The 21,510-nt window shown below is 70.4% G+C and carries 21 protein-coding genes and 2 pseudogenes; 8 read left to right on the plus strand and 15 right to left on the minus strand.

Annotation, left to right across the window (positions count from 1 at the left end):
- Positions 1-187: 187 nt before the first annotated feature.
- Complete coding sequence (locus ABEB03_RS45425) at positions 188-379, plus strand: WD40 repeat domain-containing protein (RefSeq protein WP_425589313.1); 192 nt, start codon at positions 188-190, stop codon at positions 377-379.
- 296 nt (positions 380-675) lie between these two features.
- On the opposite strand, the pseudogene ABEB03_RS27695 reads toward ABEB03_RS45425, so the two are convergent.
- A pseudogene (locus tag ABEB03_RS27695) lies at positions 676-1,846 on the minus strand (epoxide hydrolase family protein).
- Positions 1,847-1,928: 82 nt separating this feature from the next.
- Between ABEB03_RS27695 and ABEB03_RS27705 the strand changes: the two are divergent.
- Entirely contained in the window at positions 1,929-2,504 is a 576-nt protein-coding gene (locus ABEB03_RS27705) for a CGNR zinc finger domain-containing protein (protein WP_345655180.1), read from the plus strand.
- Between the two features lie 282 nt (positions 2,505-2,786).
- On the opposite strand, the gene ABEB03_RS27710 is transcribed toward ABEB03_RS27705, so the two are convergent.
- Positions 2,787-3,638 (minus strand): LysR family transcriptional regulator, encoded by an 852-nt coding sequence (locus tag ABEB03_RS27710; RefSeq protein WP_345655183.1) that lies wholly within the window; start codon positions 3,636-3,638, stop codon positions 2,787-2,789.
- A 308-nt stretch (positions 3,639-3,946) separates the two neighbouring features.
- Here ABEB03_RS27710 and ABEB03_RS27715 point away from each other — a divergent pair, with 308 nt between their 5' ends.
- The 3 genes from ABEB03_RS27715 (at position 3,947) to ABEB03_RS27725 (ending at position 7,109) form a co-directional block, all read left to right on the plus strand.
- Complete coding sequence (locus ABEB03_RS27715) at positions 3,947-4,957, plus strand: Kelch repeat-containing protein (RefSeq protein ID WP_345655367.1); 1,011 nt, start codon at positions 3,947-3,949, stop codon at positions 4,955-4,957.
- Positions 4,958-5,406: 449 nt separating this feature from the next.
- The gene (locus tag ABEB03_RS27720; RefSeq protein ID WP_345655185.1) at positions 5,407-6,411 is read left to right on the plus strand and encodes a PQQ-binding-like beta-propeller repeat protein; all 1,005 of its coding nucleotides are present in this window, start codon (positions 5,407-5,409) and stop codon (positions 6,409-6,411) included.
- A gap of 167 nt (positions 6,412-6,578) precedes the next feature.
- Positions 6,579-7,109 (plus strand): GNAT family N-acetyltransferase, encoded by a 531-nt coding sequence (locus ABEB03_RS27725; RefSeq protein WP_345655187.1) that lies wholly within the window; start codon positions 6,579-6,581, stop codon positions 7,107-7,109.
- Positions 7,110-7,176: 67 nt separating this feature from the next.
- Here ABEB03_RS27725 and ABEB03_RS45430 read toward each other — a convergent pair.
- The 5 genes and pseudogenes from ABEB03_RS45430 to ABEB03_RS27745 all read right to left on the minus strand — a co-directional run.
- A pseudogene (locus ABEB03_RS45430) lies at positions 7,177-7,290 on the minus strand (phosphate signaling complex protein PhoU); the annotation flags it as partial.
- A 40-nt stretch (positions 7,291-7,330) separates the two neighbouring features.
- Complete coding sequence (locus tag ABEB03_RS27730; protein ID WP_345655189.1) at positions 7,331-7,972, minus strand: response regulator transcription factor; 642 nt, start codon at positions 7,970-7,972, stop codon at positions 7,331-7,333.
- The gene (locus ABEB03_RS27735; RefSeq protein WP_345655191.1) at positions 7,857-9,515 is read right to left on the minus strand and encodes a sensor histidine kinase; all 1,659 of its coding nucleotides are present in this window, start codon (positions 9,513-9,515) and stop codon (positions 7,857-7,859) included. The genes ABEB03_RS27730 and ABEB03_RS27735 overlap by 116 nt, the downstream gene beginning before the upstream one ends.
- 7 nt (positions 9,516-9,522) lie before the next feature.
- Positions 9,523-9,879 (minus strand): response regulator, encoded by a 357-nt coding sequence (locus ABEB03_RS27740; protein WP_345655193.1) that lies wholly within the window; start codon positions 9,877-9,879, stop codon positions 9,523-9,525.
- 79 nt (positions 9,880-9,958) lie between these two features.
- Complete coding sequence (locus ABEB03_RS27745; protein ID WP_345655195.1) at positions 9,959-11,368, minus strand: TRAP transporter substrate-binding protein; 1,410 nt, start codon at positions 11,366-11,368, stop codon at positions 9,959-9,961.
- Positions 11,369-11,573: 205 nt separating this feature from the next.
- On the opposite strand from ABEB03_RS27745, the gene ABEB03_RS27750 reads away from it, so the two are divergent.
- Entirely contained in the window at positions 11,574-13,301 is a 1,728-nt protein-coding gene (locus tag ABEB03_RS27750) for a sensor histidine kinase (RefSeq protein WP_345655197.1), read from the plus strand.
- A 101-nt stretch (positions 13,302-13,402) separates the two neighbouring features.
- On the opposite strand, the gene ABEB03_RS27755 is transcribed toward ABEB03_RS27750, so the two are convergent.
- Positions 13,403-13,960 (minus strand): YcxB family protein, encoded by a 558-nt coding sequence (locus tag ABEB03_RS27755; protein ID WP_345655199.1) that lies wholly within the window; start codon positions 13,958-13,960, stop codon positions 13,403-13,405.
- A 40-nt stretch (positions 13,961-14,000) separates the two neighbouring features.
- Between ABEB03_RS27755 and ABEB03_RS27760 the strand changes: the two genes are divergently transcribed.
- The gene (locus tag ABEB03_RS27760) at positions 14,001-14,153 is read left to right on the plus strand and encodes a hypothetical protein (RefSeq protein ID WP_345655201.1); all 153 of its coding nucleotides are present in this window, start codon (positions 14,001-14,003) and stop codon (positions 14,151-14,153) included.
- A 209-nt stretch (positions 14,154-14,362) separates the two neighbouring features.
- Here ABEB03_RS27760 and ABEB03_RS27765 read toward each other — a convergent pair whose 3' ends face one another.
- The 3 genes from ABEB03_RS27765 to ABEB03_RS27775 form a co-directional block, all read right to left on the minus strand.
- Complete coding sequence (locus ABEB03_RS27765) at positions 14,363-15,607, minus strand: vWA domain-containing protein (RefSeq protein ID WP_345655204.1); 1,245 nt, start codon at positions 15,605-15,607, stop codon at positions 14,363-14,365.
- A 131-nt stretch (positions 15,608-15,738) separates the two neighbouring features.
- Positions 15,739-17,049 carry a MoxR family ATPase gene (locus tag ABEB03_RS27770; protein WP_345655207.1) on the minus strand — a complete coding sequence of 437 codons (1,311 nt, stop codon included), beginning with the start codon at positions 17,047-17,049 and terminating at the stop codon, positions 15,739-15,741.
- A 106-nt stretch (positions 17,050-17,155) separates the two neighbouring features.
- Complete coding sequence (locus tag ABEB03_RS27775) at positions 17,156-18,685, minus strand: hypothetical protein (protein ID WP_345655209.1); 1,530 nt, start codon at positions 18,683-18,685, stop codon at positions 17,156-17,158.
- Positions 18,686-18,783: 98 nt separating this feature from the next.
- Here ABEB03_RS27775 and ABEB03_RS27780 point away from each other — a divergent pair, with 98 nt between their 5' ends.
- Complete coding sequence (locus ABEB03_RS27780) at positions 18,784-18,966, plus strand: hypothetical protein (protein WP_345655211.1); 183 nt, start codon at positions 18,784-18,786, stop codon at positions 18,964-18,966.
- 75 nt (positions 18,967-19,041) lie between these two features.
- Here ABEB03_RS27780 and ABEB03_RS27785 read toward each other — a convergent pair whose 3' ends face one another.
- The 4 genes from ABEB03_RS27785 to ABEB03_RS27795 form a co-directional block, all read right to left on the minus strand.
- Positions 19,042-19,788, minus strand: coding sequence for a phosphotransferase family protein (locus ABEB03_RS27785; RefSeq protein WP_345655213.1), 747 nt, complete (start codon positions 19,786-19,788; stop codon positions 19,042-19,044).
- Between the two features lie 137 nt (positions 19,789-19,925).
- Positions 19,926-20,162, minus strand: a complete 237-nt coding sequence (locus ABEB03_RS27790) for a hypothetical protein (RefSeq protein ID WP_345655215.1) — start codon at positions 20,160-20,162, stop codon at positions 19,926-19,928.
- 46 nt (positions 20,163-20,208) lie between these two features.
- Complete coding sequence (locus ABEB03_RS45435; protein WP_425589306.1) at positions 20,209-20,370, minus strand: DUF6233 domain-containing protein; 162 nt, start codon at positions 20,368-20,370, stop codon at positions 20,209-20,211.
- Between the two features lie 970 nt (positions 20,371-21,340).
- A complete protein-coding gene (locus tag ABEB03_RS27795) occupies positions 21,341-21,496 on the minus strand; it encodes a hypothetical protein (protein WP_345655380.1) in 156 nt (51 codons plus the stop codon).
- Positions 21,497-21,510: the final 14 nt, after the last annotated feature.

A 21,510-nucleotide genomic window follows, 5' to 3' on the forward strand; every position in this document is an offset into this window, starting at 1 on the left:
TCGGCGACTACATCAAAGACAGCACCCGAGCCGAAATCGCCTACGCCCGGTCGCTGGGCAAGCCCGTGCGGTTCACGCACCGCGAAGTCGACCCTGATGCCTGACCGCCCGCTGCCACCTCGACAACCAGGGGTCGGCAGATGGTGGCGCTCCTGGCGTTTCTGCTGGGCGGGGGCGTCAGTGCCTACTGTGCGCGCAACGCCCTGCCCGTCTGGCCATCGGCGGCTACGACGGGACCGTGCGGATATGGGATCCCGCCGGCGGCGTGCCGACGACCATGATGCGGACGGACAGCAGTGTGTCCTCATGCGTCTACAGTCCGGACGGACGCCTCATGTTCGCAGGTACCGATGCCGGACTCTGCGCCTACGCGATGTAACCCGCAGAACCACTGATGCATCCCGACGCGCCACCAGGCAACGTCTCCGCCATCGCGGCTGCGCCGGGAACAGGGCGTGCTCCGGAGCGGGCCAGCTAGCTCCAAGCGGAGGAGCCTTCCGCCGGCGAGCTGCGAGGCCCTTGCCCTCCACAGGGACTGCAACTTCGAGACGCCTACATGGTCCCGAATGGCGGCGCTGCCGTAGCCATCCCTCGAATCCCCGCACCATGCCCACCCAGCCGGGCTCAACCTCGGCATCGGCTTGGCGATGATGGAGTGCCGGCGCCCAGTCCCGTTCACCGATGGGCGGCCAGCACGGCCGCGAAGCCCTCTTGCAGGTCCTTGGCGAAAAACTCGGGGACCTCCAGCGACGGGAAATGTCCCCCGCGTTCGGGCGACCTCCATCGGACGATCTGCCGGTACCGCTCCTGTGCCCAGGGGCGCGGGCACTTCTCGATGTCGCGGGGATACATGCTGATTGCTGACGGGACGTCGACGCGAAGTTCAGGGTCCAGCGAGTTGTGGCTTTCGTAGTAGATGCGGGCCGCCGATGCGCCGGTCCGCGTCAGCCAGTACAGGGTGACGTCGTCGAGAATCCTGTCTCTGGAGATCGTCTCGAACGGGCTGTCCTCGGTGTCCGACCAGTCGGCGAACTTGTCGAGGATCCAGGCAAGAAGCCCGACCGGTGAGTCGACGAGCGAGTAGCCGATGGTCTGCGGTCGGGTCGCCTGCTGCTTCGCGTACGCCGCGCGGTGGCGCCAGAAGTCGCGGGTGTCCTCGGTCCACTTGCGCTCGGCCGCTGTCAGCCCGTCCGTCGACAACCCGGGCGGGGCCTCCGCGAACAAGGTGTGGATGCCGAGAACGTGCTCCGGGAACCGGCCGGCGAGAACCGTGGTGATATTGCCGCCCCAGTCGCCGCCGTGGGCCAGGAACGTGCTGTAGCCGAGCCGTCCCATCAGTTCCACCCACGCGGCCGCGATCTTCTCGGTCCCCCATCCCGTGGTGGCCGGCTTGTCGCTGTAGCCAAAGCCCGGCAGCGACGGAACCACGACGTGGAACGCCGGCGCGTCCGCGTCCTTCGGGTCTGCGAGCTCGTCCACCACATCGATGAACTCAGCGATGCTGCCCGGCCAGCCGTGCGTCAAGATCAGAGGTGTGGCATCTGCGCGCGGATCGGCGGTGCAGGAAGTGGATTCCCAGATCATCGATGGTCGTGCGGAACTGGCCGATTTGGTTCAGGCGTTTTTCGAACGACCGCCAGTCGTATCCGGTGCGCCAGTAGTTCACGACATCGGCGAGGTCGGCGAGCGGGACGCCCTGTTCCCATCGGCGAGGGCCGGGCGCGGCGCGATGGACCGTCTCGGCCTCCGGCAGTCGCGCCGCGGCCAGTCGCGCGCGCAGATCGTCGAGGTCAGCGTCAGTTGCGTGGGCTTCAAATGCTTGCACGTCGTCGGTCGGACGGGGCATGAGACCTCCAGGCCATCGGAGAACCGTCTAAGACGGTTCTAGCAGCGCCCCGAGCCACGCCGCAACCGGCTAAGGTGGTTCCATGCGTGCTGCGTTCCCCGAATTCCGCCTCGGCAACGTGCTGGCCACCAGCTTCACCGGGACCCTGTCGGAGCGTCACGGCAACGCTGTGGAGCGCATCCCCACGCCACAGCGACTCATGGACTGGCTGACGGTGAACGGCCTCGCCGTGGACTCCTGCACCGCCGCCCAGCTCGACCTCGCCCGGGAACTGAGGGAGTCGATCCACGCCGCCGCGACGGCGGCCGCGGTCCAGGACGCTCTCCCTGCATCTGCTGTCCACGTCCTCAACGACTGCAGCGCTCAGGGGCGGGCGGCCGCGATCCTGACGCCCCAGGGCAAGCGGCAATGGCGACTCGGCTCGGCTTCCTGCGTGGAAGATGCCCTCAGCGTGATCGCCGCCGACGCGATCAGCATCATCGCAGGCGAGCGGGACGGAAAACTGGCCTTGTGCGCATCACCGACCTGCCGAGCCGCCTTCTTCGACACCAGCCAGAGCCGCACCCGCAAATGGTGCGACATGAACACCTGCGGAAACCGCCAGAAGAAGGCGCGCTTCAACGCCAACCAGCGCAAGAACCCCAGCCCAGCAGAGTGATCGTCACCTCGGTAGATCCAAGCGGGCCCCCACCTGCGACGCATTCGCCGCGCCCGGCGCACCTCAACGGCACCACCAAGACGGAGTCCTACGTGGCGACGCGGCCGTTGGTTCGGTCACGGGACGGCGCACGCGGAGCCGGACTCGCTGTCAGCTGCCGCCGAGGTCGCGAACTCCACGAAGAAGCATCCGGTCTGGGCCCGGAGCCCGGCCGCCGGGGCGAGCGGAGTCGTCAACGCCTGGCCGACACATGCGTGTTGACGCCTCGCGTGCAGAGCCGCATCACTGGCGGAAGGCGGCGACGACGATGCCCACGAAGGATCGGACGACGAGGCTGACGCCGCCTTTCGCATGGGCCACGACCACCGGGCTGTGCGGCATGTCGAGCAGGGGAACCATGGCGAGCCCTTCGTCCGGTTCGTGATCCATCGGCGTCATGCCGACCGTGCCGTTCCACAGCACGGCCTGCCTGCACTCGGTCACGGCCCGCACGACCGGTCCTGAGCGTTGCCTTCCTCCGCTCCAGTAGGAGCGCCAATGGGTGTCGGTGGTGTCGGGAAAGCGGAACCAGCTCCGATCGTCCAGGTCCGCAAGCGTGAGGTGGGGGCGAGCGGCCAGTGCGTCGTCGGCGCGCAGCAGGGCGGCAACGGGATCGCAGCGCAGTCGTGTGACGTGCAGTCCCCTTTCGTCGAACGGGCCGCGGGTGAGGGCGACGTCGACGCGGCCCGCGGCGAGCCCGCACGTGGGGTCGGTGAGGTCCGACTCGCGTACCTGGATTTCCACGTGCGGGTGGTGGCGGCGGAAGGCCTCCACGAGGCGGTGGCTGCCGGGGGCGATGCCGTCGCCCAGCATGCCCACGGTCATGGTGACCGGCCCCGAGAGCGCGGCGATGCGCGCGCGGATGCGCTCGGCGGCCTCCAGCAGTGAGCGGGCCTCGTCGACCAGAACGGCCCCAGCAGGGGTCAGCGTCACGCCGGCAGGGGTCCGGTCGAACAGCCGTGTCCCGAGGTCCGCTTCGAGGTTCTGGATGGCGCGGCTGAGCGGCGGCTGACGCATGTGCAGGCGTGCTGCGGCACGGCCGAAATGCAGTTCCTCCGCGACGGCGACGAAGTAGCGCAGCAGGCGCAGGTCCATTCCCGCACGATACCCGTCGGGTATCAGGGCTGCTGAAGAGGTCTTGGACAGGCGGCAGGGCCGGGCGGTGGAATCGAAGAGCCGCACGCCGACTGTTCAGGCACGAGTGCTGGACGGCGGATCCCCATGTACCGCGCGCGGCGACGTCGCTGAGTCCTCGGCCGGCAGCCGAGCGCGGCGTCACACGGCGGGCGCCGCACTCGGGGCCCTCACGTACGAAGGATGTGGTCATGGAGTTCGACAGGCGGCGGCGCAGTGTCGTCAAAGCCCTGGTATCCGGCGGAGTTGCGGTGGCGGGTGCATCCGCGATGGCGTGGCCGGTTGCCGCGCGGACACGGGCACAGGCGGCACGGTCCACGCCCCGGGGGGTGTGGCGCGCGCGGGCTTCTCTCCCGGTCAAGCGGGCCGAGGTCGCGGTGGCCGCGCTCGGGGGGCGCGTGTACGTCGTGGGCGGCACCGTGCAGCGAGGTGGCGAGGCCCCGGTGTGGGCGTCGACAGCGGTACACAGTTACGACCCTCGACGGGACCAGTGGTCGAGCCACGCCCCTTTGCCCAGGCCACTCACGCATGTCGCAGTGGCCGCGCACGGCGGACGGCTGTACGTGTTCGGCGGGTTCACCGGCGCGGTGCACATGAACCCGCAGCCGGACGCCTACGTCTACGACCCGCAGCTGGACCGCTGGGGCCGCCTGCCGGACATGCCGCTGGCGCTCGGATCGATGGGAGTGGCGGCCGTCTGCGGGCGACTGCATCTGCTCGGAGGACGGGACTCCCATCGCGTCGTCACCCCGGAAGGCTCGCCCATCTCCCTGGGGTTCGGGACCGTGCGCACCCACCACGTCTTCGACCCCCGGCACAACACCTACACCGCAGCCCAGCCCTTGCCGGCCGACAGCCGGGATCATGCCGGTATTGCCGTGCTCGGTGACCGCGTCCACGTCGTCGGCGGCCGCGTGGAGGACGTGGGCGACAACCTCACCCGCCACGACGTGTACGACATTCACCGCCGGCGATGGACACAGGCTGCACCCCTGCCCGTCGCCCGCTCCGCCGGAGCTGCCGTCGTCCTGAACGGACGCATCGTGTACGCGGGCGGCGAGTGCAGGCCTGGCAGCACCACCGACACCTTCGACGACGTCACGGCCTACGACCCCCGCACCGACCGCTGGTGTGCCGTCACGACACTGCCGGGCAGTCGCCACGGGTTCGGCGCTGTTGAACTGCACGGCCGCGCCTACTTCGTCGCCGGCTCACCGAGCTGCGGAGGAGGAGCCAGCGCCGACACCCTCGAACTGACCATGCAGCCCACAGGCCGATGATCCGACCCAGCCGGCAAGCCGTCGGCCGGCACCGTGGTCCTGCGCTACGGAGCGAAGTCCGGTCTGTCCCCGTCCCGGCGCACGACCAGTACGCAGAACACGGCGGGTGTGCCGGGCACGGCTGAAGCGTTCGACGACTTGGGCAACTTCGGCGCTTCCACCGCCACGACAGACCTGAACCGCGACGGCTGCACGGACAAATTCCGGACAAGCATCCGCGCGGGAACGTAGTACGGAATCTGCTGCGACGCGGGCTGCCGGGCGAGCTGAAAGGATGTCTCGGAGACCCTGGTGGCCGCTCTGATGGCGGCAGACGAGCGGTCGGTACGCGCCGGACGTCTGGCCCGTGTGGATTGTTGCCGGTCTGCGTGAACGCCTGCAGACGCTGCCCACGCCCGTGGGCGCCGGCGTCGGTTGCCGCGCTGGTGCGCAGGTGCTGAACTGAGCACATGTTGGGGCGGACGGTGTGGGAGCGAAATCTTCACCAGGCCGGTTGTGCGGCCGGACTGGCAGCGACTGGTGAGCGCATCGTCGTCCACGAACGCTGGACTCGCCTGGTGGGTCTCGATCCCCGCGACGGCACGCAGCGCTGGGATGTTCCAGTCGGCACGTGGCCCCGGGGGATCGTGATCGCCGGCGAACGCTGTTTGGTGATCCCGCAGAGTGTCCCTCGGCTGTTCTGCCTGGACGTGCGCACCGGGGAACTGCTGTGGACTGCACTGCTTGCTGAGTTCACCGGGCATCTCATTGCGACAGCGGACACAGTGATGGTCGGTGGTTGGCGCGGCTACACCCCGCTCACGGCCTTCGACCTGCGGACCGGGACGTTGCTCTGGCAGAGTGCCAGGAGTGCCGAGCTCGTGGTTCCGGCCGTGGCGGGCGCCGGTGTGTTGGTCGGTGAGCCGCACGGCAGCGAGATCCGCTTGATCGACCCGCGTGACGGACGGACCAGGTCGCGGTGGTTACTGCCCGAGCCGCTGGCCTCTGGCGATGCGGAACCGGTCCTCACACCGCTGGATGCCGATCGGGTCCTCGCCCGTTCCGGGCCACGTACGGTTGTCGAGATCTCGCTCTCCACAGGAGTCGTCGCAGACTTCTACCGATCTGACGAGGATCTTGCGTCGCAGGCGGTCGGCTGGACCGGATCGATGCTCTGGCTGCCCGACGTGCGCGGTGGGACCCTGGCCATCGATGCACACTCGGGCAGGCCGCTGCGCGCATTCGGCACAGTGCGACCGTTCGTCGGTCACCCCGTCCAGGTGGACTCCGGGTTCGTCCTTGCCGCACGCCACGGACTGCTGGGCCTGGTCGATCCAGACCTGGAGGCGCCCTGCTCCAGCAAGTTCGTCAGCCGCAGGATCAACGCACTGTGCCCCCACGGCCCGGGCACGGTACTGATCCTGACCAAGGGCACGTTGCGCGTCGTCGAGGTCGATACGACCGCTGGTCCATGACCGACTGTTTCCGGGAGAGTCGCTCGGCTCCGGCCGCCGGGTGCGGTGTGCGATCGGGGCTGAGCAACACGATCTTCCTGACGTGATGTGTGGAAGAGTCGGACGCCCTTGCCCACGTCGGCCGTATGAGGTCGAGCCCTGGGGTTGAGAAGATCAGGAGCCCTTCCATGCCCGATGAGATCACGCTGCGCCCGGTAACCGCCGACGATCTCGACCTGTTCGAGCGCGAGTTCAATGGGCCGGAGGGGACCGGCCCGTACCAGTGGTTCGGCTTCGGTTCACCGGCCGGCCTGCGCCGACAGTTCGCCGAGACCGGCCTGCTCGGCCCTGACAGCGGCGTGCTCTCGGTCGCGGAGGGCGGCCTGACGGTGGGCCGGGTCGAGTGGTTCGCCAGCACTTGGGGGCGGCCCGCCACCTCCACCTGCTGGACCCTGGCGATCGGCCTGGTGCCGTCCGCGCACGGCCGCGGCATAGGCACCCGGGCCCAGCGACTGCTGGCCGAGTACCTCTTCGACCACACCAGAGCCGAACGACTCCAAGCCTGGACGGACTGCGCCAACCTAGCCGAGCAGCGCGCGTTGGAGAAGGCGGGCTTCGTCAGGGAGGGCGTGCTGCGCTCCGCGCAGTGGCGTGGCGGCCAGTGGCACGACCAGGTGATCTTCTCCATGCTCCGCGCGGAGCGGTCCGGCGAATCCTGATCGAGCACAGCCGCGGGCGTCATGACCGGCACCCGGTGGGAAGGGCAGGACGTCGGCAACTGGTTCCGCGTGCCGACACCCCGCAGCGCTCCAGGTCCGCGCTCGTCCGCAGCGAGGTGACGGCCATCCGCAGGCCCGTGGCGACCGCCTGCGGCCGCGCCGGCTCCGCGATGGCCCGGTGTCCTCGCCGGTGCGTTGCTCGCACGGTGGCGGGAGGGGGCTCAGCGTGCGGCCTGAAGGTACTTCAGGACGGCCAGCACACGTCGGTGGTCGTCCGGCGACTGATGCAAGTTCAGTTTCTGCAGGATCTGCCGGACATGGGCTTCCAGCGTCTTGGGACTCATGGACAGCGTTCCGGAGATGGCCACGTTGGAACGCCCTTCGGCCATGAGTGCCAGGACTTGGAGTTCCCTGGCTGTGAGGCCCGAGAGAACATCGGGCCGGCGCGGCCGCCGCATCAGGGTGGTCACGATCGTGGGATCGATGACGCACTCGCCCTCGACGACACGGCGCAACGCGTCGACGAGGAGGGCGATGTCCGATACGCGCTCCTTGAGGAGATACCCCAGATGCTCGGGCGCCTCGCTGATCAGACGCATGGCGTAGTGCGCCTCGAGGTACTGCGACAGGACGAGGACGCCCATGCCGGGATCCAGGGATCGCAGCGTGCGGGCGGCGACCAGGCCCTCATCCGTGTACGTCGGCGGCATCTTGATGTCCACGATCACGGCGTCGGGCGCCGCGGAGTCAAGTTCGCGCATCAGGGTGGCGGTGTTGTCGGCGGTCCCCACCACCTCGCAGCCGGCCTCCGAGAGCAGTCGTGCCAGGCCGTCGCGGATCAGCATCGAGTCGTCGGCGATCACGACTTTCATCGGATGTCCCCCGTTCGTGATCTTCATTCGATTCTGCTGTCTCGGCCGGGATGCTGGCTGTGAGCAGTGTCCCGCCCGCGGCCCCGTCGCCGACAGTGACGCTGCCGCCCAGGGCCTCGACCCGGTCGGCGATCCCTCGCAGCCCCGAGCCGTTGCTGTCGGCGCCGCCTCGGCCGTCGTCGCTCACGCGCACCACGACGGTGCCCGCGTCAGCGACAACCTCGATGCTCGCCCTTGTGGCGGCCGCGTGCTTGGCGACGTTCGTCAGCGCCTCGGCGCACACGAAGTACGTGGCCGCTTCAATCGGAGGTGGCAGTCGGCCGACGTCGACCGACACCGAGACCGCCACTCCAGCCCGGTCGGCGAGCAGTGGCAGTGCGGCGCCGAGCCCGCCGGCGGTGAGGCTGGGCGGCCTGACGCCTTGGGCGAACTGGGCCAGTTCGCGCTGGGCGGCGGCCACCTCGGCCAGTACCTGCGAAAGCACGGCGCGCCCTTCCTCGTCCGTCTCCGCTTCGAGGGCGCGGAGGTGGCGCAGTGCCTGAGCCAGATGGGTTTGCGCTCCTGTGGCCAGTTCCGCTTCCAGCGCGCGCCGCTGGGCGTCCGCCGCCTCCACGATGCGGCGGCGCGCTGTGGCGAGCTCGGCCATGCGGGCGTGGACTTCCGCTCTCATGCGCGCGTTGGCGACGGTCAGGCGCAGCGCCGAGATGGCGCCGTGCAGCAGCTGCTGGTCCGACAGCACCGCGGGCTCGTGGATGAGTACCGCGACGGGCTCACCGCCGTCCTCGACAACCGTCGTCACCCGCCCAGTGGAATGCTGGGCGATGTCGAGCGGTCGACCGGTTTCGTCGCAGTACGCCTGCCGGCCGGGCACCCAGTAGCCCAGGCTCAGGCCGGGATCGCCCAACGCCCTTGCCAGTTGGCCTTGGAGCCCTGCGACGTCCGTACGGCGGCCGAGTTGTGTGACCAGTTCGGCGAGGGTGGCCTCGCTCCAGCGGCCGCACAGCAGATCCAAGGTCAGCCAGATGACCACCAGGCAGATGGCCGTGTCGTAGACCAGCAGGACCGCGCGGTCCGCGCCCCACTCCAGCAGCACGTTGGTGCTGCCCAGGGCCAGCACGGCGGCAAAGACCAGCGCCGCGGCCAGCGCCGAACGGCCCGCCCTTCGGGCGGGGCCCGACGTCCGGGCGAAGACGTCGAGGGCTGCCGCGACCACGAGAGCTGACAGTCCCACGGTCAGCCAGGGCGCGGAGACAGAGACCTCGTAGAGAGCCGCCCCATAGGTGGCGAGGACCACGCCCATGGCCGGCCGCCGGTGCAGCCGCCCTATCGGATAGGACAGATGCAGCTGGACCAGCGGACCCCGGTGGAGGAGGACCAGGCCGGGAAATGCGCTGCCCAAGAGCCAGCACACCCCGGCGATCGCCATGAGCGGACCGACGCGGCTGCCTCGCCTGCCCGCCCAGGTCACCGCGCCCGCTGCGAGAAGCACCGCACCCACCGCGGCATCGGCCAGGGACAACATCGCATCCGGCATGGCCCGTTCACCCCGCCAGCGCCAGCAGCGCGATGCGCGACAGCTTGTCCTTGGGGAGGAAGCCGCGGGCCGCGCTGCGCTCGAGCCGCCCCGCGTACACGGTGGCGTCGCGGCTGGACGTGAGGATGACGGCGGGCCGATCCCGCCCGCCCTCGGTCAGGCGCGCGCAGACGGCGAACCCGTCGATGTCCGGCAGCACGATGTCCAGCAGCACGATCTGGGGGTTCAGCCGCTCGGCCGCACAAAGGGCCGACGCGCCGTCCGTGGCCTCCCCGACCACGTCGAAGCCCTCCGCCTCCAACAGTGCCCTGGCGAAGGCCCGGAAGCCTGCGTGATCGTCCACGATCAGAAGGGTCGGGGCCATCGTCCCAGGGTGACCGTGTGGAGGACGGCGGCGCATCAGGGCTGCCCCCGATGCGCCGTCGCGCCGCCGTGGGGCCTGTTCAACGGGTCACCGTCGTCCTGGCCCAGGGCTGCTTGGTACCGCCGAAGGTCACGGCATAGCCTCCGCAGTCCGCGCAGTCGCCGAAGTCGAAGTTGTCGAAGGTGAGTCGGTCGCCGGTGAGGCGGAAGGTGGCGTTGAAGGTGAACAGTCCGTCGAGATGGATGCGGTCGCGGAACGCCTGGTAGGGCCACCGCTCGGTCTCGCCGTGCGGGTCGGTCTTGGTGAGGATGCCGTGGTCGAAGCTCAGGGTCCACGTACCGTTCGGGGGACGTTCGGTCCAGGTCTCGTCCCCCGGCCAGTGCCGCCAGTCCGAGTCGGCCATCGTGCGCGTCCACGTCCCTTCGAGCGGACTGGCCGTGGTGGACTTGCCCGCGCATGAGGCGGTGTCAGGGCCTACGCCGGTGGTCTCCTTGAGGTACTGGATCTGCTCGAGCCAGTCCGCCGTGCGCGTGTCCTTGCGCAGTCCGGCATAGACCGGCTTCAGGGCCGCCTCCATGGCTTTGAGATCGGCAGTGGAGGCCGCGGGGAACTTCATCCCGAGCCTGCACAGGGTGGGCGCAGCCTCCCGGTCCTCGTTGCGGGAGGCATCGACGCCCTGTGTGAGGGTCTGCTCGATCGCCTTCGCGAGGACGGCCCTCTGCTGCGGGGAGAGCTTGTCGTGGGCGGCCTTGCCCATGACGACCACGAGGGCGCGCGGCCACAGGGCGACGTTGCCGGTCACGTACCTGGCATCGCGGTCATGATGCCTGCCGAGGACCGCGCCGAGTTGCATCTGAACGCCGCCATAGGACGTGAGGTCGGTGCTCGCGGGTGCCGTGACGGCCGTCGCGCCCAGGGCCCGCAGGCTTGCGTCCATCAGGGCCGAATCCTGACTGACGATCTCCTGGCCCTTGAGGGCGTCCGGATTCACCAGGACCGTGCGAGTACCCACCAGACGCGCCAAAGGCCCGGGCAGGACACCGATGCCGACCACACCGGCCTTTCGCACTCCGCGGAGCATCTTCGCCGGAATGCCGGCCTCGAACACCCTCGCCTCCAGCTCGTAGCTGTCCACCAGCATGGGTGCCAGCAATGCCTGGAAGTCCGTGATGCCGACCCGGTCGAACGAGCGGGCCCCCACCCAGGCCATGTCGGCCTTGCCTTCGCGGATGTCGCCGAGGGTCGCGACTTCCGGCCGGGCCTCTCCTTCGCGCCACTCGTCCCGGAACTTGATCCTGATCGTCTTCTTGGACAACTGCTCGACCCGCTCGGCCCAGGCCACCAACTGCGGCGCCCTGACGGCTCCGCCGGGGTTGGCGAGGGTGAGCACAGTGGCCTCGGCACCGGCGTGTCCCCCCGCCCGGTCCGTCGACGGGGCCGAACACCCCGCCGAGATCAGCAACGCTCCCCCAACTGCCGCCGCAGCCAACCACGTTCCTTGTTTCCGCCGTTTCACGGGGCACCTCCCATCGATGCCCCTGACGCTAGGGACGCCCCCAGAGCGGGACATCGGGGCTGTCCCTGCCGAACGCCACCGCCAGAATCAGGGACAGCCCTCTGTCAGAACAAGGCCCGTCCCGGGACCATCGTCCCCACAGCGCAACGAAGCGACTCGCCTGCCGGAGGCATGCCTGATGCCGATACGCCTGCTGCTGTTCGGGCTGGGAGCCGCTCTCAGCCTGGTCACCGTGGACATTGCGCGGACGGAGCGGGGCTTCTCCACGGCTCTCACGACACCGCACGGCCTGACCGCCCTGCTGGGTGCCGGCTGGGCGCTGCTGATGTGCGCTCTGGCTCTGAGGAGGCGACCTTCCGACCGACGGACAGGACTGCTGCTGTTCGTCGCGTCCTACGCCTGGTTTCTGTCGGAGTGGGACAACCCGGGCACGACTTCGTCACTCGTGTTCTCCGTCGGTCTCGCCCTCAACGCGGCATGCCCGGCAGCGGTGGCGCATGCGGTCCTGGCCTACCCCGGCGGCCGCCTCGGGTCATGGCCCGCACGCACGCTCGCCGCGGCAGGCTACGCGATCACCGTGGGCGTACAGGGCGTTGGCGCGGCCACGTACTTCCGTCCTCAAGCCCAAGGCTGCTCACAGTGCCCACGCAACTGGTGGGCAGTGGCCGACGCCCCGACTCGCGCACAGAGCATCGCATCCTGGGGCGTGCAGGCGGGTACGGCCTGGCTCTGGGCACTCATCATCTTCCTCGTCTGCCGCCTCCTCACCTCCGGTGGCGCCGCACAGCGGTCCACCGGCCCGACGACGCTGTGCGCCCTCGGCTACTTCACGGCCGTGGCCATCTCCTACCTCCACAGCCTCGACCGCGGCTTCCTCGGCACCGACGGTCTCGACGGCCAACTGTGGCAGACCCAGGCCGGGGCACTGATCCTGCTGGCGGCCGCGCTGACCGCGGAGACGGTCCGCGCCCGGCTCAGGCACGGCGAGCTGACCCGCATGGTGATCAACCCCGGTGACGCGGCCACGCCGAGCAGACTGCGCGACGCGATAGCCGAACGCCTCGCAGACCCCGACCTGCAGATCGCCTATCCAGTCGGAGACGGCAACGATCACGTCGACGCAGCGGCCAACCCGGTCGCCCTGCCCCCGCCCAACGGCAGAGCCGCCACCCCGCTCCACCGCGGCGACACCCACATCGCCACTCTGATTCACCGTCAAGGCCTGCCCATTGACCCGAGTGCGATGAACGAGCTCATGTCCGGCACCCACATGGCCCTGGAACACGGGCGCCTCCACGCCGAATGCCTCGCCCAACTCGCCGGCCTGCGCGCCTCCGGCACCCGCATCGTCACCGCGGGCGACGAGGAGAGACGCCGTCTGGAGCGCGACCTGCACGACGGCGCCCAGCAGCGCCTTGTGGGCCTGGCCCTGGGACTGCGGCTGCTCCGCCTCCGATCGACGGCCGTGCCAGACCGGCTGGACTGGGCCGAGCAGGAGCTCGACCAGGCCATCGCCGAGCTCAGACGGCTGGCGCGGGGACTCCACCCCGTCCTGCTGAAGGAAGCCGGCCTCGCCGTCGCCGTCGAAGCACTGGGCCACACCCGAGACCTGCGCATCGAGGCCCTCCCCCGCGTGCGCTTCCCTGATGTCCTGGAATCCACGGTGTACCTGATGGTGGCCCGGATGAGCGAAAGCAGGGCAACAACCGTCCGCATCGACACCTGCGACGGGCGACTGATCACGCACGTGACGGTGGCAGGCGGAATGCCCGACCTCGCCGACCTGGCCGATCGGATCACCACACTCGAAGGGGAGTTCACCTCCCGCACCGAACACGGCCAGACACGGGTCACCGCCCAACTTCCACTGCACAGCCCTGGCCAAGCCGCCGACACCGGCCCCTGAGGCCGACGCCGCGACTCCGTTCGTGCCCCTGCCGGAACACCGGTCCGGCCGGAACACCGGTCCGGCCGGCCCGAGGGCGGACGCCCGTGTACGCGGGCAGGTCAGACGCGGGTGGTGTGTCGGTCCAGGAGGGCCCGCAGCCGGTCGACGTCGTCGGGCGTGCTCAGCCCGTGCTTGGGCAGGACCTCGAGACACATGATGTTGGGGTCCCTGCTGAGCAGGACGAAATGGCCGCGCGTCTCCCGGTAGCCCTGAAGAACCGACCACTTCTGGATGAGCGTGCCATGGTCACTGCTGGTGGTGATCCCGGCCGAGGACACGGTGGTGCGGTACTCGCCCTGCCATCCGACAGTCCGCTGCACCTGAGCGGCCTGCAGCCGCGGATAGGCGCCCACCAACAGGACGACGAGCAGGAAGAGAACGGTGGAGACCACGTCGACACTCCCCCGGTTGATGGTGCCCACCAGCCACTGCCCCACCCACAGTGCAAGGAACACGCTCCGCAGCACCAGCCCCCACCGCTTGATCCGCGCCCGGACCCGCAGACCGACCAGCGTGTCGGCGGGCTGCGGGCGATACACCAACTGCACCGCCGACCCGCCCACTACACCGCCGACAACTTCCCCACCATTGTCGGTGACTTCGCGGCCCTCGGCCATGATCCCTCCCCCAGTGAGACGACCCGCGGATCCTACCGACTTGATGGTCGCCCAGCCGCCTTCGGCCGCTTCGGCCCTCGAGCAGAAGGCGGCCGCAGCCACCTGGAAGACCCCTTCCTGGTGCACCGTCGCCACCCAGGACAAGAACGTCCCGCCGGCTGCACTGCACTTCGTGCCCTGTGCCGGCGCCTGACGGTGCGGTGCGAGCAGCAGGGCCAGCTCGTCGTAGCGGTGGCGAGGTCGCACCTGCGCTGCCCCGGTGACGGCGCCCGCGTGAGCCGGCCGGAGACCTCACCCGCCGGGACCCGGCGGCACGTCCGCCCTCGGCGGCTGCAGACGTCTCCGGACAGACGGCCACACGTCGCTCGTGACGGACCGGCGATGCCGCGCCGCGGTGCTGTCTCAGCCGATGGTGACGACACGCGCCCAGGGCGGCGGGGTGTCCGGGACGTAGTCGGGGTTCTCCTCGTCCACGGCACGCAAGGGACGGGGGAAGAGACCGACGACGGTGCGACAGGGCGGCTGCGCGGAGGGCCAGGGCGTCTGGCCGTCCGTGAGGGCGACGATCACGTCGGGGCGGGGCCGAGAGCGCAGCGCCCGCGCGAAACCGGAGCGCAGATCCGTTCCTCCGCCGCCGACCAGTGCGATGTTCTCCGCGCGGCAGAGCTGGACGGCGACCCCGGCCGCCGCGTCGCACGAGATCACCGAGACCAGGTCGCGCCGTCCGCCCACCGCCCGTGAGATCGCCGCCACCTCCAGCAGTGCGCTGCCCAGTTCGGCGTCGCTCACCGACCCGGAGGTGTCGATCACGACGCAGACCCGGGGCGGTGTACGGCGCAGGCTCGGCAGCACCACTCCCGGGACCGAGGCCGACCGCCGGGACGGACGCCGGTAGCTGTGGTCCTCACCCACCCCCGGCGCACCCGCCGCCGAGCGGACCGCCGCCCCCAGCAACTGCCGCCACGGCTGCGGCGGATGGAACGCCTCGTCCGCCCACCGGCGCCACCCCTCGGGAGCGTCGCCCGGTCGGCCCTTGATCCCCTCCGCGACCCGGAAACGGACCGCGTCCCGCTGCTGCCTGGTCAGCCCGTGTGCCCCATCGGGTCCCAGCTCCCACGGGCGGTCCTGCCCGTCGGCACCACTGCCGCAGTCCAGCCAGGCCAGTGCCGAGTCGAGCCCGGACATCGACGTCGTCCGCAGGTACTCCTCCATCAGCAGCCCGACGGGCAGCCGCAGCAGTGACGGCAGCACCGCCCCGGCAGGCAGGGGCAGACCGTCACCGTAGATGTCGTCGTTGATCTCGAAGTCGGCGGCGATGTTCCGCCGCAGCCTCCCCCAGCCTTCGGCCCGGGCAACCCCCGTCTCGTTGCCCTCGCCCGGCCCGTGCTCCTCGTGCTCCCGCGCATACCGCTCGCCCCGCCCGTGGTGGTCCCGGAGCAGATGTGAGACCTCGTGCACCCAGACGCCCGCCAGCTCCTCCACCGGAGTGCGCGCCACGAAGCGCGGGGAGACATAGCAGCGCCAGTGGGCGTCCACCGCCATCGTCGGTACCGAACGGTCCTCCACCACGTGCAGTGCGAAGAGCGCGCTGGCCAGGTAGGGACGGACCTTCACCGCGTGCAGTCGAGCGGCCAGCAACTTCTCCATGTCCAAAGGGAGTCCGGGACCGCCGAGCGGCTCGTCTGAGCCGGTCGGCGGTCCCGGCACGATGGGCCGCACCGGGCGTGGTGGCGCGGGTGGGGACATCGGGCGCGGCACCGGGCGTTTCACGGCCCCCGTCATCGGGACACCCCCGTCACGCGGCCTGCGTCGGCCGCCGCTGCGGCCCGCACCACCGACCGGTCCGCCCGTCGGGCAAGACCGACCACCCCTGTTAGCCGCTCCACCGCCTGCGGCACCTCCCAGTCGTCGCGCCGCAGCGCGGCCAGCGCCGTCGCAGGGGCGACCAACAGGTCCGGGGCGCCGGTCTCCAGCGCCCGTACCAGCACTGCCCAGGCCGCCTCCCACCGCTCCCGATCCGGCCGCGCACCGACGGCGGCCACCACCGCCTCCAGCGCCGCCTGACGCAGATCGCCCCGCACCGGCAGCTCTGTGGAGGCCGGATCGGCCAGCAGCGACTGCGGATCCGGCAGGTCCATCCGGTCCAGGTGGGCGAGGAGTTCGAGCCCCGGCCCGTCCCCCACCGCGCCCCGCACCAGCAGTGCCAGCACCTCCCGGGAGACGGAGGCCGCCGTGCCGAAGGCCAGCAGGGTCAACGCGGCCTCCCAGCTCCGGGGCGAGGGCCAGGCTCCGCCGCGCCGGGTCTCGGTGCTCGGCATCCGGTGGATCAGCGTCGGCCGGGCTTCGAGGAAGCCGCAGACCGCGCGCCGGGCGAAGGCGACCGCTTCCGGCAGCCGCTCCTGCACCAGCCGGGGCAGTTCCGCGCGGGGCCAGACCCCTCCCAGCCCGCGTACCACCACCTCCCGGTCGTGCACCCAGTACAGATGCACGAACCGGTTGGCCAGCGGTGGGCTCAGCTCCCATCCGTCCGCCGCCGACGCGCGTGGATTGGCGGCGGCCACGATCCGTACGCCCGGCGGCAGTTGAAGGGCACCGACCTTCCGCTCCAGGACGACCCGGAGCAGTGCGGCCTGCACGGCCGGGGTGGCGGTGGAGAGTTCGTCCAGGAAGAGCAGCCCTCGCCCGGCGCGCACGAGGTCCACCGCCCACTGGGGTGGCGCCATCGGCACCCCCTGCACCGCCGGGTCGTCGCCCACGATGGGCAGCCCGGAGAAGTCGGAGGGTTCGTGGACGCTGGCGATCACGGTGGTCAGCGGCAGGTCGAGGGAAGTGGCGAGCTGTGTCAGGGCCGCGGTCTTGCCGATGCCCGGCTCACCCCAGAGCAGTACGGGCAGGTCGGCTGCGACGGCCAGGGTGAGCGCTTCGAGCTGCTCGTCGGGGCGTGGTTCGGTCGTGGTGGACCGCAGGAGGGTCAGGAGGTCGTCGGCGAGGGTGAGTTGGGTGCCGGTTCCGGATGTGTCGGCGGAGGTCGGCGCGGCCGCGCCGACGGCCGCGACCGTGGCGGGCAGGAGCGTATTGGAGGTCGTCATGGCATCACCTGGGTGCGATAAGGGAACGGGACGGCCCGTCCTGGATGGCGTGGGGTGTCGGCGCGGAATGCGCGGCGCGGGAAAGTGACGTCGGTGGGGCAGCCGGTCAGCGGTGCAGCCCGGTGCGGGGCCGGGCCTGGCTGCTGCGCTTACGGCTCATGTCGTGTGGCGTACGACGGTTGAGCCGGGGACGGTGGTCCGCCTCCGAGTGCCGCGCACTCGAGGTCTTCCCGTCCCCGACCGCACCGGCGGCGGGGTGTTCGGCGACCAGCCCCGAGCGGAAGAGTCCGTGGTCGATACGGCGGGCCACGGCCGACTCCAGTTCCTGCCGGAGCGGTCCGTCGCGCAGGATCGCACCGGGACCGAGCAACCTTTCGACCACGTCAAGCGCCCCGGCGGCGTCACCGTGGGCGAGCCGTTCGCGGACCGCGGGCAGTTCCTCCGGGTTGCAGTGCACCGCGTCGATCGCCCGCAGGCACGGCAGCGCCGGACCGCCGAGAGCCACCAGCAGTTCTTCCCTGCGTAGTTGGGCGGGGTCGTGATCGATCGCCGTCAGCACACCGTCCCGCAGCGCGATCCGGTGGATCTCGCCCCGGCACTGCACCCGGTGCGGATCGCCGGTTTGGGGGGCGAGACCGACCACCGGTGCCGTGCCGGAAGCTGCCACCGAGCCGGAGGTCTCCAATGCCGCGGCGACGAGCGGATGCAGCCGCTGGGCCGCGACCAGCCCGGCCCGCAGCAGCTCCAGGTCCGGAAGCACCCGGACCGCCGCCTCCGGCAGCACCGGAAGCGCCGCGACCTCCTGCGGCGGCAGCGCCTCGCGCAGCGGCCGGAACGTCGGGGCATGGCTGTCGTCGAGGGCGACGAGTTCGAGCACCGTGCGGCTCCGCGCACCGAGCCGCACGGTGAACGCCCCGAGAGGGCGGCCCTCGGCCCGCAACAGCAACTCCGCCTCGGCGGCCCAACGTGCCACCGCCCACGCGGAATCGAGGAGGTAGGGCTGATCCGCCCGACCTGGCAGATCCGACCGGTCCGGCAGGACGGGATGGCCGGGTGCGTGCGCCCGGGCGGGCGGCGCCACCGCCGGTACCCGGCCCGCCCCACACCGCCGCGCCAGTTCACCGCTCCGCCCGGAATCCCAGAGATGGCGGTGCAGGTCGAGCCGGAAACGCCGGTCGGGATGCGGGTGCGGATGATGCCTGTGGACACCGTCCCCGGACCCCTCCCACAGGGCCAGGGACATCCGCTGTCCTGCGTCCGCCCAGGCCGGAGGTGTCCGCACCACCAGATGCAGCGGCGTGGTGCCGGAACTCCGGTAACAGGCCAGGGAGAAGGTCAGGCCGGGCCGAAGCCGCCCGTCGGGGGCGATCCGGGGCATGTGCCAGCGGAGCAGATCCGGAGCCAGGAGTCGCAGATCTGCACGAAGACGGGTGACGAGATCGGTGCCGTGGCGATCGCGCACGGCGCGCAGATCGAGATCGACATCGAGCCGGGCGGCGGCGCAGGCCCCCGCCCAGTCGCCGACCGCACGCCGCGCGGTCGCAGTCTCGATCATGGACGGTGGCACGGCGTACTCACGCACGCGCTGCCACATCAACAAGCGGGTCGGAGCCTCGTTCGCAAAGTGATGTGCCATCAGCACTCACCTTGCGCGAACGATTCCCCCGTTCCATACGAGGAGAGATTCTTCATCGTCGGCATCGTAACCACGACGACGACAATCTGTCAGGCCCATTGAGTCACGCATCGACGGTCGACTTCAGCGACATCCGCGTGATGAAGGGCGGGCCGGCCGCCGGTCCGTCCCCGGTGGACCGGTGCAAGTCCGACAGCAAGCACCTGATCGTCGAGGCACACAGCGTCTCGGATCGCCGGCACGGCCCGGATCAGCGGGATCAGCTGGGTGACGTCGAGTGAGGGCAGGTGATGCACCTAGGAGGGGGCCTGCTCGATGCGTCAGTACGCACGCGCAGCAGTCGAGCCCGTATCCGATCACATCCGGGATCTCAGTACGTCGACCTCACAGCCCGGCGCGAAGGGGTCGAAGCCGTGCTCGCCCAGCCAGCGAACGATCAGCAGGCTTCGCAACGACCACCACGCGCGGATGACGTCGAGGTCGACGTCGGTGCCGTAGCCGGCGAGAACGTCGTCGAGGTGCTCCTCGTGTCCGAGCGTGAAGGTGGCGAGGTCGAACAGGGCATCACCCTGGCCCGCCTCGGACCAGTCGATGATGCCCGTGACCTCGTCGCCGTCGACGAAGACGTGCGCGATCTGCAGGTCGCCGTGCGTGAACACCGGAGTCCACGGCCGGAGCGCGGCCTCGGCGACCTGGCGGTTGCGGGTGACCAGGTCGGCGGGCAGGACGCCGTTCGTCACGAGCCGCTCACACTCGTCGTCTAGTTCCGCCGCCAGCGCGTCGATGCTCCGGCCGGCCCGGCCGGGCCGGGGCGGCAGCGGCGCGTCGTGCAACTTCCGGATGGCGGCGCCCGCCGCGGCCCACGCCGCCGGCGACCCGGTCGACGGCCCGCCGAGGCGGCCGAGCGTCGTCCCCGGGACCGCTGCGATCGCGAGCACGGGCGGGTTGCGCCACAGCACCTCCGGGGTCGGGACCGGCGCCAGGGACATCACCTCGACCTCGACGTCGATGCGCGCCTGATCGGAGTCCACTTTCAGGAACACGTCACCGACACGCAGAGTCGCACGCTCGGAATGGGCGACGACGACTTCGACCTCATCCATGGGCGCCCAGTATCCCGGGGACGACCGTCGACGTCGCCGGGTTTGTCGCGTGCGAATACGCGGCTGACCGCGGCCCCGCCACCCAGCGACCTCGTGCACGACACCGACCTCTGACCAGCTCCGGCCCACCACTTTTGTCAGGAGTCCTGAGTGGGATCATCTGGCGGCGTCCACACGTCGGGTCCGCCGCCTCGCCATTCGATCAGCTCGGGGTCGTCGATCGCCGTATCCGCCTCTGGCAGGCCCGCGAGGCGCAGGAACTCCACCAGGTCCAGCAGGTGGTAGGCCGTGCCGACCGATTCGCCGCGGATCATCACTCGCCTGCCGCCCTCGGGATCCGGCGAATGTACGACCACGGGCACGCTCTCGACCATGGTCCCAGCCTCCCACTCCGACAGCCTGGACGGATGTCCGCGCTGCTCACTCCACGTGCCCGAGCTCCCAACGCGGTCGACAGTGGCTGCGGGCGGGAATGCCGTCGACGAGGACGCTCAGCGCCTGGTCCCTGGCTGCACCCCTGGGCCTCTTGCCTGCCACCTGGCAGCCGTCGACATGGGACGTAGAGCGCGGGGGCGTGTCCATCGAGGCCCCGCTCGATGAGCCAGTCCGGTGCCGGGGGGCGGGCTTCGGCGCCGCGCTGGCCTTCGGCTTCACGGCATTCCTCGGCTGAGATCCACCACCGAGTGCGGTCGAGGTCCTGATCTTGGACGCGTTCCAGTGGGCGCAGGAGGTCGCGCCCAGACGTAGCAGATTCGTTCATGTATTCGATTCCAGGCACTGCGGCTACCCACCTGCACCACGAGGGGCCCGAGCCGACGGGAGAACGCCATGCACCGCGACCTGCGAGCACTCGCCGACCTCGGCATCAACCCGTTCCGCCTCGACCCCGCCCCCGACGTAGCGCCCCGCCGCTCCGGCTGGGAGGCCCGCGTCGACCAGACCTCAACCGACAGGAGGTTGAGGCGGACTGGATGGCGCGTGCTGCCTGGACTGCCAGGAAGTCACCTGCGACGACTGCACTCTCGCCGCCAGGGGGCCGTGGTGACACGAAAGACCTCGCCGCCCCCAACGATCGGGGCGCCAACCATCAGACCGTGAACCCAAGTTGTTGACGGCGCCTCGCAGCAAGGTCGTATCCATCAGCCCATACTGGCTGCGTGATCTGAAGCCCCGCCCCGGCGTGATGCATCCGGGCGGACCGCTGCCCAATGGGGGGACATGGCGAACTTCAGGACGCTCGCCGAGCTCGCTGCCCGGCATGAGCAGCAAACCGACCCGCTCGCACGCCCTCAGCGTCGTGTGGCTGCACTCGTCGAGCATCAACGGTCCGCGGACTTCATACGCCACATGATCGGCAACCGGGCCGTCGCAGATCTCAACCGGCTCACTCTCGGTGGGGCGCTGCATGCCGATGGGCCCCGACGGTGGTGCGAGCGCCACGGGTACCGCTGCATCTCCAGCTGGGGAGATGTCGGTGTCATTGCACAGCGCGGCACCGAACTGCCGGTCGCCGCGAGTCTCGGAGACAGTCTGGTGTGGGGCGGAGAGCGGATCACTTTGGAGAATCCCGCACAGCCCGCTTGAGCCCCATCTCCACATCGATCCGCGGCAGCCCGGCCTCCTTGGCGAACGCGGACACGACTTGCAAGCGGTCGCGGCAGCGCTGGGCGATCTCGAATTCGACGAGGACAGGCGCGGTCCAGTGCACGGTGGTTCACCCAT

This window comes from Streptomyces siamensis, assembly GCF_039543605.1.
In the GTDB taxonomy this organism is placed as follows: domain Bacteria; phylum Actinomycetota; class Actinomycetes; order Streptomycetales; family Streptomycetaceae; genus Streptomyces; species Streptomyces siamensis.